This is a genomic window from Mesorhizobium sp. WSM3224 (assembly GCF_000427725.1).
Classification (GTDB): domain Bacteria; phylum Pseudomonadota; class Alphaproteobacteria; order Rhizobiales; family Rhizobiaceae; genus Mesorhizobium.
In genome coordinates, this window is sequence record NZ_ATYO01000011.1 from 112735 (window position 1) to 125120 (window position 12386).

Below are 12386 nucleotides of genomic sequence, written 5' to 3' on the forward strand. Positions count from 1 at the left end.
ACGTCGCAGCCGCGTTGACCATCGGCATCGCAATTGGGCCTGCCTCGGCTCTTGACCCAGGGATAGGCGGCAAGGTCGGCGGTACTGGGGTCGGTGCCGGGGTGAGCGCCGGTTCGCGAGGCGTATCTGCCGGGGTGGGCGAGCGTCGGCGGTGTAGGCGGAGCCAATGTTGGAGCTTCGGTCGAGCGCGTCTGGTGGCAGGCCAAGGCGCTCCACTTTCCTAAGCTCAATGTGACGGTCTGCTTTGACGGGTCGCAGATGGTTGGGCTCGAGCATTGGGGTTATCGCGAGCCCAAGTGGCGCATGAGGATTTCGCCGGCCGATTGGCGGCCCATGCCTGCAGGTTATTGACATGATGCCGAGCGGGCCTTGGTTGGCATGGCGCGCGGCCACAGGCGGGCGGCAGCAAGCGCAGGACGCTTTGGCAGTGTAGGACAGCGGCGGCAAAGAACGCGTGCTGGCGGGGTTATTGTTGTTTCGGGGCGGACAGTCGCTTGTGATACTTGCAAAGTATGACGTAATTCGGTTCCCCGTTAAGGCCGCTGCCGCTCGCGTCAGGAAGCGTGAGAATTTGAAAGCCGAAATCGCAGATCTCGGCCACAACGTCAGGCACATCTCTAGCACTTAATCCAGATACACTGACGACATCGCCGTCTTGGCAATTGCTTGGGCCCGCCAGCAACCCTAACGTGAATATTTTGCACGACCGCTCGGTGTGAGTGGGCTGCGCTTGGGTTGCCCCGGAATCAATCAATTTAGTTACGGTTTTCGGCTGGGGCGTCGGCACTTCCGTAGGCTTCAACGCATCATAGCAGGCTACTCTGTCGGCACCGTCGACCAGTTGCCGGCAATTCTCAATGCCTTGAATGGTTTGGGCGTGGGCGGCGCCCATGAGCACAAGCGACAAGATCGCGAGATATGCCTTGAACATTTTACGCCTCTAGCGTTGGGCCTTTTCGGTCTGTGGTTACGGCCTGGCCCCTGGGAGAGTGATGGATATTCCCGGCACGCGCGCAAGCCGCCGCCTCACCATCCGACGAATTAGCTTCACTGAAATGGTAAGTGGACTTAGCAGCCCGGTTTACGGCAAATTACCCCAGAAGGATGGGGAACGATGGCCAAGGACAAGTTCACGGTCGACGACCTCGAGCAGGATCTGCGTAGTAGAGAGGCGAAAGCCTCACTTCGAAAGAGCGGGCCGTCCAAACGCGATTATCCCAACGCCGATCGCTACGGCGAGGACGGGCGGCGCATTTACAGTGCCTATGATGCTACTCCAGTTCCCCCGCGATCTAGACGCCAAGTCCGGGCGAAGCGCATACGGCTCGCCGCGATCGTCCCGGCACTGATAGCAGCGGTTCTCGTCGTCATCGTCATGAGCGCGTTGCCGCATTAGCTGGCAAGCCGTACTGGCGCTGGCTTGGTGGCTTTTGGACAGCGCTCAATTGACAATTATCTGCCCTTCCGCGTCTCCATTGATGCTCATTGCGCTAAAGAAGCGATGCCAGAAACGGCACCACGCCGAGTGATGGACGTAGGTGCCATGATCATCACGAGATGCAAACTCAAGGGAGGCAATGCCAGAGTCGAAGTCCTCCTCGGCATGCAAAAGTTGGTAGCCGTCGCAAGGTGGACGAGTGATCCTTACCGCAAACTCGCAGGTTGGGATCATGCTCCAGCGTTCGTCACCGGCATGGGAGTAGTTCGGCAGCGCCATCAGAACTATCGCTAGGCAGGCGCGCTTTACCGCCTTGTGACGATATTTGCCCACGCATTCTCTCCCGCCAGAGAATGCGGCCAATCGAGCGTTGAGTCCAGATGAGGGATTGCTGATGCGAGACAGCGCTTGGGTCCTACTGAGCTAATAGCCAATACGGGGGGCGGCTGAGTGCACGGCACGTGTAGGTGTGACCCTTCAAAGTTTGTCCCCATGTCCCCGAAAGGCAGGCGGCAGGACGCGCGGTCGGCTTCGACGACGTATAGATCGGGACGGCGAAACTCCCCTACGATTTGATGTTGCTTGCAGGCGGCATCTCGCGTGCCTGTGAAGTCAGTTTGTCTACTGTCGCGACGATAGCGGTTGCGAGCGCTTCGGCCTCATGAATCAGCTCCGGCCCATAGAGCCCATTGACCATTTCTTCGCTCGGAAGCACGCTCGGCGGGCAATTTTCTTCGATCGTGCGCCTTATCAGCGCGAGCGCTGCGCGGCACTCTTTGATGTCGACCGTCGCCATAAGAAATAAACATTCACTTTAGCTAAAATGTTCCGGAACCAAGTTAGAAGTCGCGCCTCAATCATGCCATATTGAATTAAATTCGGTATTGCGTGGGGTGCCAATGCGTAAGCCTGCCGGCGGGGCTCGGCTATCGTTCATTCCTCCGCTGATGCCGACCTTGGTCGACAAGCCTCCTGAGGGCGATGGCTGGATTCATGAGGTAAAGTTCGACGGCTATCGCTCTCAGATCGTCATTGACGACGCTGAAGTTCGCATCTTCACTCGGCGTCGGCTCGACTGGACCTCCGAAAAATCGCGACTTGGTCGAGGCCGCAAAAGGACTTCGCGTTCAAAGCGCGATTATCGATGGCGAAATAATCGTCCTTAATCATGCCGGAGTTTCAGACTCGGCGGGTGGCGTAAAACCATCACGCGGCGCCAGCACGACCTCTATTTCGTCGCCTTCGATCTCCTGCACCTCAACGGCAACGACTTACGAGATATGCCGCTGGAGGACCGGCGCGAAGTGCTGCAGGCGATGATCCCGGCCGGGGAGCGAATCCAGTTCAGCGAAGCGCTGCCAGGCGCCGGCGCCGCGGTCTGGTGGAGCACGCCGGGCTCGAGGGCGTCGTCTCAAAGCGGAAAGACAGCAAATATCGCTCGGGACCTTCGACCAATTGGCTGAAGGCCAAGTGCTACATCATCGATGAATTCGACCTGCTTGGTGTCGAGCGCGAGCCTGGCAAGCCGGCCTTTGCCCTGATGGCCGAGCGGGGCACAGGGCGCTATCTCGGCGCTGCCTTCATAACCTTGAACCGGGAAATGCGCGAACGGCTCTGGCAGCGCGTGCAGGAGCACTCCGGCCCGGCACCGAAGGTAATGAAGCGGCCGGCGACGCAGTGGGTCAAACCGGGGCTAGTCGGCCGTGTGAAGCACCTGCGCGGCGCGCAAGACCTACGCCATGCCTCGCTGCAGGATTTCCGGGAAGACTCTTAGAAAATGTTAATGTCAGTCGGCGCAAAGCCGGCGCATAATACATGCCTCTGCCCCGCCACTGCGGGTAAGGGTGCCCGGCCTGCATGTCAAAGTCCCCCCGACCCAAGCAGGCCGGGCACTTGGGGGTGGCCGTTTTGTTTCAGCGCAGCGATCAATGCATCTTCCGTCGGAAGGGACTTGGCAAGCCACCAATCATACGGTTTTGGCGGGCGGCCCGGCTGCCGAACCACCTGGGGAGGACAAAACAGCCGGGCCGAGGCCGGAAGAGTCCGTTCTTTTACCCAGCCACCTGCAGAATGGCCTTCATGGCCGCTTAACGCAAGCCGCTTGCTAGAACCGGATTATGGCATCCCGTTGAAGTAGGTAAAGGATCACCAGCACTGCGATGAAGGCAATCTAGATGATCAAGCGGTTCAATAGCGACCCCGTCCGCAGCCTAACCCCGGCGCCGTGTGCCTCGAATTTTTAGATCATATCGGGCTGCCAGGCGCGCGCCAAGCTATCGCGCCGAAGCATCAGTGGCCCAAGTGCCGCCCGGATACGAAATCCTGGTTTCATTGCTGGGGGGCGGCCGTGTGCAGTCGCTTAAGACAAGTAACCCCAAGATCGCGACAAAGGACAGTCTACGGATAAGCATGACTCTCTATTCACCTTTCTGGCTTCGCGTCGGCCGCTGGGCGCCTTGCCCATGGTGCAGCGGCCCGGCCGGCTGGGGGGTAGCACGAGCCGGGCCATGCGGGGGCACACGGATACATGGCGTCGGCTGAAGGCTATGATCACTCCCGCCCCGGCCATCCATACGCTTCCACAACGAGTTACGCCGGACAAGTAATGCGTGTGTATTAGTACGTCCTGTCTCATATTGGGAAATTGTCGACGGCGGAGAACTTGCAAAGGCCACGGGGGCGCGGCCGCACGCAGCAGGCGGTTCATAGGGCAGGCCTATCTGGGCGCTCATGTCACCACCGGAGCCCGAGCCCGTTGTCATGGGCGACGTCACCATGGGCCGCCGCGGCGATGCAGATCGAGCGCGACGCTGCCTCGATCGCCGCTGCAATGTTCGATGGAGGCGCGGAATATCGCGTCTGGATTGATCATCTGGCCGGTATTCTGACAATTTCGCGGAGGTCATCATGACCACGTCAACCATCGACCGCCGCCAAATGCTTCGTGGCCTTGCCGCCTCGTGTGCCGCCGCCGTTACCTTGGCGACTGCAACCACTATTCCAGCCGCGCCTGCCGAGCACCCCGACGCCGAACTGTTCCGGCTCGAGAAGGAATTGGAAGCGGCCCACGCCACGGTCGAGAAGGCTTCGGAGGCCAACCGAAGCCTCGAACGTACGATTGACGCCTTGTTGCCGCCAAGGCCCATTCAGGATTGGATAGCGCCGCCAATGCCGGCTCACCTGAAGCACCTGTACGATGAAGCGCATAAAGCCGTGCGCGTCGGTGACGCAATTAAGGGAGGATGGGAGCCGGAACCGGTTCGAGCATGGTTCGAGGCGAACGCTAAGGAAAGAGCGCGGGTCAAAGCCAAGTGGGATGACTGGATCGCACTGAAGGACGAGCGGTATCGCGAACACGACTATGATGCCACGGAAGAGGCATTCGAAGCCTTATTGGCGGTGGAATGGGAAATCGGCATGCGCATCTGCGAAATCCCTGCCCATACCCTTGAAGGCATCGGTTAAGCTTCGCGTGAACGACACGTTAGACCTGGAGGATTTTGCCGGTCCGAATGAGGCTCTCGTGCCGGCCGCCACAGATATCAGGCGACTCGCGGCCGCCGGCCGCAAGGTGGTGTGACATGGAACCCGACGCAGAGCTATTGCGGCTCGACTTCGAATTCCATGCCGCATTTACCGCTATGGACGCTGCGGCCGATCGGGTTGAGGCGTTCGAAAGGCAGGGCCTCAAAAACAGATGCGCGCGGCCGAACGCGAGCAGGAAAAACTCACGGCCACCACCGATGCCATCGCTCGCAAGATCCTCGCGACACGCGCCAGCACGCCGGCGGGAATGATGGTCAAGCTGCGGGTGAACGACACATGGCCCGGGACTTACGACGATGACGAACTCCTCGCATCCATCACCGCCGACATCAGGTCGGTGGCAGGCGGTGAATCATGAACGCCCACACGCCAGTTCTGAAGCCCTACGGCATGCCCGCAGGCGTTGACCCGCGCCACACGGCGCCAGTCGGTCGAGAAGCGCCTGAACGACCTCCTAGACCGCGCCATGTCGTTGATCACGGCGCTCGACATGATGGAGGTCGATTGCGATCTGGAGGAGACGACCGACGACGAACCGTCACTGCTTTGCCTCCATGATCTTGAGCAGGACAACTGCGACGACGAGGACGGCGGCGACGCCGAGCCGGATCATGACGGCGAGCACGTCACGTGGCCCGACGATTTGGAATCGCAGGAAGTGCTCGTGAGGCCGGCTGCCGCGGCCAGGGCCGATCTCCAGGGCATCTGATCATTCCGCAAATTTGGTTTGAAGCCCGCTGCCTCACGGTGGCGGGCTAGGGGTCCACCGGAACCTCGCACCCGCATTCGCTACACTTGAATAAAGCGTTTTCGCCGCCACTCCCTTGTTCAATGATTGGCTCCTGCCTTGCTCGCTGTATCCAACAGCGCGGGCATTGAGGTACCGCGTCAATGACGGGTTTATATGTGTATACGCGGGCGCCGGCAGCGGCATTGGTGTCCAGATCAGATCTCAGTTTTGTCCTGGCTTCGTCGTGAAGGGCCAACTTGTGTCGCAGTTCCTCAGCTTTCCTTCGCCTGTCGAACGCCAACGCTTCCGCCACAGCCTTTAGCGCGTCATTCAAACGGACCATCAAACCCTCCCGGTCGCGTCCACGTCGCACGGACTTGCCCGATAGTCGCAGGAAAGGGATGGCACCGCAATTCGGCACCAGACAGCGAATGGTGACGCTAGGGAAGACGATCGAACATCGGGAGAACAAACCGGCCTTTCCGTGTTGCAGTCATGTTGCACAGACTGAACGGGACGGGACATGCCCTTTCGACAGCTGTTCCCACGCACCGCCCACCTGCGAGTCCCCGGGGTCCATTTTGCCGACATCATCCAGGCCTCCGTCAAACTGGGGGAAGAGCCTGCCGACCCGGGGAAGACTTTCGATGAACATCTTGCGGAGAAACTGGCCCCGCTTTGCGAGGGTGGTGAAAAACTGATCGAGCTTGGGGACGGCAGAATATTTTCTTCGCGTACAAAGCTCCTGCCTAATGGCTGCATCTTGGGGATGATGTCAGACATCACGGAGCGCCGGAGTTTCGAGAAGAACCTTGAGTATCAGGCACTATCGACCCTCTCACAGGTTTGCCGAACCGCGCCTCGATCTGGATCGCTTTAAGGAAGTCATCGATAACTTCGGCCATGCTGCAGGGGACCTCCTTCTGGTCGAGGTCGCGCGGCGTCTCGGGAAGTCCATCAGGCGGGGTGATTTGGCGGCGCGGTAGGTGGGGACGAGTTCGGCGTCCTGATGTACGGTGCGACGAATGGGACTGGCGACGTCAGCATGGCCACAAGGAGTCGGCTACACCGTTTTTCCAGGCGATCAAGAAAGCCCAGAAGGGTTGCTAAAGAACGCGGACCGCGCGCTCTATCAAGCAAAGTCGAGGGCCGTGGAACGTGGGAGCGCCTACGTGCCAGGGGTACCGGATGCCGCAGCGAGACGGGGCTAATCGCCGATCCGGTGATGATGTTGGAAAATGCGGGGTGGCCTGATGGAGGTCATCTATGGTCGAAGAGACCGACAACCGCCGCGAACGGCGACAGCGCGTGCTGAAAGGCGCGGCGATCATCACGAGCATCAGCAACTCCGAAATCAGTTGCACCATTCGCAACCAGAACGCTGGCGGCGCCGAACTCAAGGTGCCCGTCGAGGCGCGAGTGCCTGAACGCTTCGTCCTGTACGTACCAACGGACGGCGTTGCATATCAATCCGTGTTGCGGTGGCGCAGAAACGACCGCATCGGCGTCCAGTTCACCGGCACTGTACCCAAGCCCCGCCTTCACTACGGCTGAAGCACCAGCGCAGCGCTCAACAGCGGCGCCAGCCGGGAACATTAGGCCGTTAATGATAAACAGATAAAATCCTAAAGTTGCTTTCCAGAGAACGGAAACCAATCCCTTCAAACGTCCTCGCTATTCTGCAACGAACTGGCACCTTAGCACGTACTAATATGAGTGGCAGGCAAGCGCGTGCTGCCCTTAGCTAGTAAGGCAACCACAGGAGAGTGTCATGGCCAGTATCTTCGCGAGAACCGCCAAAGCATTGGCGAGTGGTGCAATGATCGCGGTTATGTGCATGCCGGCATATGCGGCCGGAATCAGCGTCGGAGCCTCTGTAGGCGGGAGCGGCGGCATCAACGGCGGGGCCGGTGCTTCTGTCGGTGGGTCCGGCGGCATCAACGCTGGAGCCGGTGCCTCCGTCGGTGGGTCTGGCGGCATCAATGCTGGGCTCGGAGCATCGGTTGGCGGATCGAGCGGTGTCAGCGCCGGTCTTGGAGCATCGGTCGGCGGCGCAAGTGGTGTCGATGCAGGCGTCGGCGCGACAGTCGGTGGGCCGAAGCTCTTGAAGGCCAGAATTGGCGCAAAGGTTGGCGGTCCCAGCACATTGCGGGCAGGAGCTGGCGTTTCAGCCGGTGGGCCAAGTGGCGTCAATGCCGGTCTGGGGGCGTCCGTTGGCGGCTCCAGCGACATCAATTCCGGAGCCGGGGCGAGAATCGGAGGAGCAAACGCCGTGACGGCCGGGTTGGGTGCAACGGTCGGCGGCACGGGCGGCATTGGTGCTGGTGCCGCTTCAGGGGTCGGCAACGACCTCAATGTGGGTCTCCTCGGCATCGGAGTCGGAAACAATCCGAGCAACCCGACTGGCCCAAGCAATCCCAGCAACCCGACGGGTCCAAAACTGGCCAGTGCCGTCGCCAATATGTCGGGTGGCAAGTTGGCTCGCATGAAGAAGCGGTGCGTAGACGTGCTCGGCAGCCAAGAGACTTACGACCGCGATCTGCGCCAGCTCTGTCTGCTGATCGCCGGCCGCTGATTGGATGGCCGGAATGGAAGTGCGAACCAGCCGTGAGGCGGTATGACACTCTCCCAGCCTCCGGCCAGTCAGAAAGCCCGCTGCCTGCGCGTGGCGGGCTTTCTGCCATCTCGATTGAGGAGCGGGCGGCGGTGTGGTCCAGGTTCCCGGCAGAGCTTATGTGAACCTATTCATAGCTCCTAACCAGCGGAATCCAGACTGATTCACTTCGTCGCGGATCAGTCCGCCTGGGCTGGAACGCGGGTCCGTCGCGCCTCGTGGACCTTCCGCCAGTCGAGACCTTCGAGCAGCGCCGACAGCTGTGCGGCCGTCAGCCGCATCATGCCGTCATGCACTTTCGGCCAGCGGAACTCCCCACCTCCAAACGCTTGGCGTAAAGGCAAACCCCGGTGCCATTCCAGAAGATCAGCTTGATCCGGTCAGTCCGCTTCGCCCGGAAGACGTAGACGGCGCCGCTGAACGGATCGGCGCCCATCGTTTCGCGCACCAACGCCGCCAAATCCCTCCGCACCCTTGCGGAAGTCTATCGGCGGCGTCGCCACCATGATCTTGACCGCACCCGTGGGCCCGATCACGACGTCGCCTTCAGCGCGCGGATTACTGCGGCCACCGTCTTGGTATCGGCGCCCCGGCCGACGCGCATCGCGATGCCGTCGATCTCAAGCTCGATCATACCGGCACCTCGGGTGGCTTGCCGTTTCCGCTGCTTCGGTGAACGGCTGACTACAGGTTCCGCCACCGCCAAAACCGCCGACACAAAGGCAGGAGAATCTTGCTACACCGAAGTGGCCTGTTTGCGCGCTTCGCGGCGCCAGGCGAAGACCTGCTGCGGGCTAAGGCAATACCGACGGGCGACCTCGGAAATGATTGCCTTCGGCTCCAGCGTCTCCGCGATGATCCGCGCCTTATCAGCCACGACCAGTGACGCCGACCGCCGGCACCGTTGATCACCTCCAAACGCCGAAGCTGCCGCTCCGGGTCAAGCGTAAGGTCTGTCCAGACACAAGCCTATCCCCGATCCAAATACAGGATCGGCAACCTCACAGATCGCGATCACTCTCGAAAGGTGGCCCGGAAACACCGCTTACCGAGAATCGACTTCGCCACGACGATCTCTGTGGTTCGCTTCAGACCTCTGCGAAGGCAAACGCCTCGTCCGCCGCAAGCCGCGCCGGTTCGAGTTCGCCACAGGTGAGATGGTATTCGGCCGCCTGGTTGAGCACATAGGAAAGCAGCGCCTTGTCGTCGAAGCTGCGCAAGGCAGCGAGCGCCGCCACCAGCCTCACCTAGAACCTCTTCTGGGTCAACATCCCACCGACGCTATAGAGTGAGGACCGGCGGTAATGCAGCCAATCCTGCGAGGCAGATGGAGGAACCCGCCCTTTAAGAGTTCGACCGAGCGAAGGTGAAGCCGGTTGTATGCCTAGCCCACGTCCCGAATACCATGGGTGAAGAACGAGGGGATTCCTGAAAGGGGCGTCGCTAACCGCAGCGTTGCATCGCTCACGGTTCTTGGGATCTCGGTGGAGGCTTGGCTTCCTCTGAGTTCAACGCCTCAATGACCAGTGGCCAAGCCCTGAGACTGCCGATGCGGCATAGCCGTGCCGTCGCGCCGGTAGCGGCCGAGGGAAGGTCAGCTGCGAGTTTTCACTTCCGCCTGCAGTAGCTTCGAGACGCTGGCTGCGAGGCCTGGCGAAACGTGAGAACGGCTTGCTCACGCGCTTCCTGACCGTAGGCAAGGGAGCCCGGCTTTCGGGTGAAGAGATCGGGGAATGCTCCCTGCGGCACGAGGTTCGGCTAGCCCGCCGCCGACGTCCGCTTCAACGACCCAGCGCCGGCAGTTCGAGGAAGCAAGCGCGGCCTCCCCCGGCTTTGGCGTGGTGAGCACGCGCGCGGCGCATTTATGGTGAGACCGATGAACTACTCTCTCACTTGAGTCCACTTGCAAACCCCTCGAGTGCCGGGGATCGCGAGCCGTCCCATCGTTGCAACAATGTCTGGCGGTAACGAAAATTGAAAGCAGGCCGCTGGTCAAGCGGCCTAATCTGGTCACGTATTAGGTTTGGCTAAAATACTTGGAGACCCTAAAATGCAGCAGACAAAACGAATCCTGGTGACTGGAGGCGCGGGTTTTCTGGGATCGTTCTTGTGTGAGCGACTGCTTGGCGAAGGTCACGAGGTTATATGTGTCGACAATTTCTTCACCGGAAGCCGAAGGAACGTCTCGCATTTGCTCGACAACAGGTCCTTCGAGATCATTCGCCACGACGTGACGTTTCCGCTCTACGTGGAGGTTGACGAGATTTACAATCTTGCCTGTCCTGCGAGCCCCGTTCACTATCAGGACGATCCGGTCCAGACGACCAAGACCAGCGTCCACGGGGCGATCAACATGCTGGGGCTCGCCAAGCGGGTTCGCGCAAAGATCCTTCAAGCGTCCACGTCCGAGGTTTACGGCGACCCTGAAATTCACCCGCAGACCGAGCGCTATTGGGGCAGGGTAAATCCAATAGGACCGCGTGCTTGTTACGACGAAGGCAAGCGATGTGCCGAAACCCTGTTTTTCGACTATTGGCGACAGCACAGGTTACGGATCAAGATAGCGCGCATCTTCAACACGTATGGCCCCAGGATGCGTCCAGACGATGGCCGCGTTGTCTCCAACTTCATCGTGCAAGCCCTGCAGAACGAGCCGATAACAGTGTACGGCACCGGCCAGCAGACGCGTTCGTTTTGCTATGTCGACGACCTCATCGACGGTCTGGTTCGCATGATGCAAACGGGTGACGATGTTATCGGTCCGATCAATCTCGGCAATCCGGTCGAATTCACGATGCTCGAACTCGCCAACCTTGTGATCGAAATTACTGGAAGCCGATCGAGGATCAGTCTTTTGCCGTTGCCCATCGACGACCCACGGCAGCGACAGCCCGATATCGGAACCGCCTTGCGTGAGCTCAATTGGGAGCCAAGAACCACGTTGCGCGACGGCCTTGTCAAGACCATCGCCTATTTCGAGGGCTTGGTTTCGTCGGGCTATCTACGCCCCGCCGCTGCCGAATGAAGACGGTTCTGGTCACCGGCGGGGCCGGCTACATCGGATCACACTGTTGCAAAGCATTCGCCGAATCGGGTTGGTCGGTCGTCACGTATGACAATCTCTCGCGCGGTTGGCGCGACGCGGTCAAATGGGGGCCGATTGTCGAGGGCGACATTTCCGACGCCGAGGCCGTGTCGGCGGCTCTACAACAATATCGGCCTGATGTGGTGGCGCACTTCGCCGCCTATGCCTATGTGGGCGAGTCTGTCGAGCACCCGGAACTCTATTATCGAAACAACAGTTTCGGATCGCTGGTCTTGCTCGAGGAAATGTTGAAAGCCGGCGTCGGAAAGCTGATCTTTTCCAGCACATGCGCGTCTTATGGCGTTCCAGTTCGCTCTCCGATTGACGAAACGCATCCGCAGTCGCCCATCAATCCCTATGGATGGTCGAAATTCATCATAGAACGGATGGTGGACAATCTCTCCTATGCCCATGGCCTCGATGCGGTCGTGCTGCGGTATTTCAACGCGGCAGGATGCGATCCCGACGGCGAGATCGGTGAGCGGCATGAACCGGAAACACATGTCATACCGCTCGCTATCGAGGCGGCCGTCAGGCGGGACCGGATTTTCACCGTCAACGGCATCGACTTCGATACCCGCGACGGAACCGCGGTGCGCGACTATGTCCACGTCACCGATCTCGCACGTGCTCACGTCCTGGCAGGGGAGAAGCTGCTCAGCGACAAGGGTGTCCACGTCTACAATCTCGGGACTGGAACTGGAACATCGGTGCAGGAACTGCTCGATGCGGTGAACCGGGCATCGGGATCGCGCCTTCCTGTGGTTTACGGTCCGCGCAGGGCAGGTGACCCGCCAGCGCTCGTAGCTGCGGCCGGCAAGGCGCGCCGGGAACTCGGCTGGGCGCCTGAGCAATCCGGAATAGACCGGATCGTTGAGACGGCGCTGGCGTGGTATCGCAGGCAATTGTGACAGGCGCGCCACCCCGTCGGCTGTCCTACCGACTCGAGAGAGCACCTACCGCGCCGCCCGAA

General features: G+C 60.3%; 15 protein-coding genes and 2 pseudogenes. 11 read left to right on the forward strand and 6 right to left on the reverse strand.

From position 1 onward, the window contains the following. Positions 1 to 466: 466 nt before the first annotated feature. Entirely contained in the window at positions 467 to 931 is a 465-nt protein-coding gene (locus tag YU3_RS0119615; protein ID WP_027167859.1) for a hypothetical protein, read from the reverse strand. 183 nt (positions 932 to 1114) lie between these two features. On the opposite strand from YU3_RS0119615, the gene YU3_RS0119620 reads away from it, so the two are divergent. Next, the gene (locus YU3_RS0119620) at positions 1115 to 1396 is read left to right on the forward strand and encodes a hypothetical protein (RefSeq protein ID WP_027167860.1); all 282 of its coding nucleotides are present in this window, start codon (positions 1115 to 1117) and stop codon (positions 1394 to 1396) included. A 45-nt stretch (positions 1397 to 1441) separates the two neighbouring features. Here the strand turns inward: YU3_RS0119620 and YU3_RS0119625 are convergent, their stop codons facing one another. Beyond that, on the reverse strand, positions 1442 to 1771 hold the full coding sequence (locus YU3_RS0119625; protein WP_027167861.1) for a hypothetical protein: 330 nt from the start codon (positions 1769 to 1771) through the stop codon (positions 1442 to 1444). Between the two features lie 232 nt (positions 1772 to 2003). Next, positions 2004 to 2234 (reverse strand): hypothetical protein, encoded by a 231-nt coding sequence (locus YU3_RS0119630; RefSeq protein WP_027167862.1) that lies wholly within the window; start codon positions 2232 to 2234, stop codon positions 2004 to 2006. Between the two features lie 151 nt (positions 2235 to 2385). On the opposite strand from YU3_RS0119630, the pseudogene YU3_RS36825 reads away from it, so the two are divergent. The 8 genes and pseudogenes from YU3_RS36825 to YU3_RS36835 all read left to right on the forward strand — a co-directional run bounded on the left by YU3_RS36825 (position 2386) and on the right by YU3_RS36835 (position 8289). Next, positions 2386 to 3212 (forward strand): annotated as a pseudogene (locus YU3_RS36825) (ATP-dependent DNA ligase). A gap of 1133 nt (positions 3213 to 4345) precedes the next feature. Beyond that, positions 4346 to 4903 (forward strand): hypothetical protein, encoded by a 558-nt coding sequence (locus YU3_RS0119645; protein ID WP_027167863.1) that lies wholly within the window; start codon positions 4346 to 4348, stop codon positions 4901 to 4903. 232 nt (positions 4904 to 5135) lie between these two features. Continuing rightward, complete coding sequence (locus YU3_RS0119650) at positions 5136 to 5342, forward strand: hypothetical protein (protein ID WP_027167864.1); 207 nt, start codon at positions 5136 to 5138, stop codon at positions 5340 to 5342. Between the two features lie 45 nt (positions 5343 to 5387). Beyond that, on the forward strand, positions 5388 to 5693 hold the full coding sequence (locus tag YU3_RS0119655) for a hypothetical protein (protein ID WP_027167865.1): 306 nt from the start codon (positions 5388 to 5390) through the stop codon (positions 5691 to 5693). A gap of 544 nt (positions 5694 to 6237) precedes the next feature. Next, the gene (locus tag YU3_RS41700; protein WP_027167867.1) at positions 6238 to 6594 is read left to right on the forward strand and encodes a PAS-domain containing protein; all 357 of its coding nucleotides are present in this window, start codon (positions 6238 to 6240) and stop codon (positions 6592 to 6594) included. Beyond that, positions 6527 to 6700 carry a diguanylate cyclase gene (locus YU3_RS41705; protein WP_280797066.1) on the forward strand — a complete coding sequence of 58 codons (174 nt, stop codon included), beginning with the start codon at positions 6527 to 6529 and terminating at the stop codon, positions 6698 to 6700. Before YU3_RS41700 ends, YU3_RS41705 begins: the two co-directional genes overlap by 68 nt. Positions 6701 to 6980: 280 nt before the next feature. Next, the gene (locus YU3_RS0119670) at positions 6981 to 7268 is read left to right on the forward strand and encodes a PilZ domain-containing protein (RefSeq protein ID WP_027167868.1); all 288 of its coding nucleotides are present in this window, start codon (positions 6981 to 6983) and stop codon (positions 7266 to 7268) included. Positions 7269 to 7485: 217 nt separating this feature from the next. Next, complete coding sequence (locus tag YU3_RS36835) at positions 7486 to 8289, forward strand: hypothetical protein (RefSeq protein WP_036258941.1); 804 nt, start codon at positions 7486 to 7488, stop codon at positions 8287 to 8289. Positions 8290 to 8507: 218 nt separating this feature from the next. On the opposite strand, the pseudogene tnpB reads toward YU3_RS36835, so the two are convergent. From tnpB to YU3_RS40680, 3 genes and pseudogenes are all read right to left on the reverse strand, one after another. Continuing rightward, positions 8508 to 8864: pseudogene (tnpB, locus tag YU3_RS36840) on the reverse strand (IS66 family insertion sequence element accessory protein TnpB). A gap of 200 nt (positions 8865 to 9064) precedes the next feature. Beyond that, positions 9065 to 9205: a transposase gene (locus tag YU3_RS40675; RefSeq protein ID WP_198021681.1), complete on the reverse strand. Its 141-nt coding sequence runs from the start codon at positions 9203 to 9205 to the stop codon at positions 9065 to 9067. 211 nt (positions 9206 to 9416) lie between these two features. Then, positions 9417 to 9575 carry a hypothetical protein gene (locus tag YU3_RS40680; protein ID WP_198021682.1) on the reverse strand — a complete coding sequence of 53 codons (159 nt, stop codon included), beginning with the start codon at positions 9573 to 9575 and terminating at the stop codon, positions 9417 to 9419. 803 nt (positions 9576 to 10378) lie between these two features. On the opposite strand from YU3_RS40680, the gene YU3_RS0119700 reads away from it, so the two are divergent. Continuing rightward, a complete protein-coding gene (locus tag YU3_RS0119700; RefSeq protein WP_027167869.1) occupies positions 10379 to 11353 on the forward strand; it encodes a UDP-glucuronic acid decarboxylase family protein in 975 nt (324 codons plus the stop codon). Further along, entirely contained in the window at positions 11350 to 12324 is a 975-nt protein-coding gene (galE, locus tag YU3_RS0119705; protein WP_027167870.1) for a UDP-glucose 4-epimerase GalE, read from the forward strand. The genes YU3_RS0119700 and galE overlap by 4 nt, the downstream gene beginning before the upstream one ends. Positions 12325 to 12386: the final 62 nt, after the last annotated feature.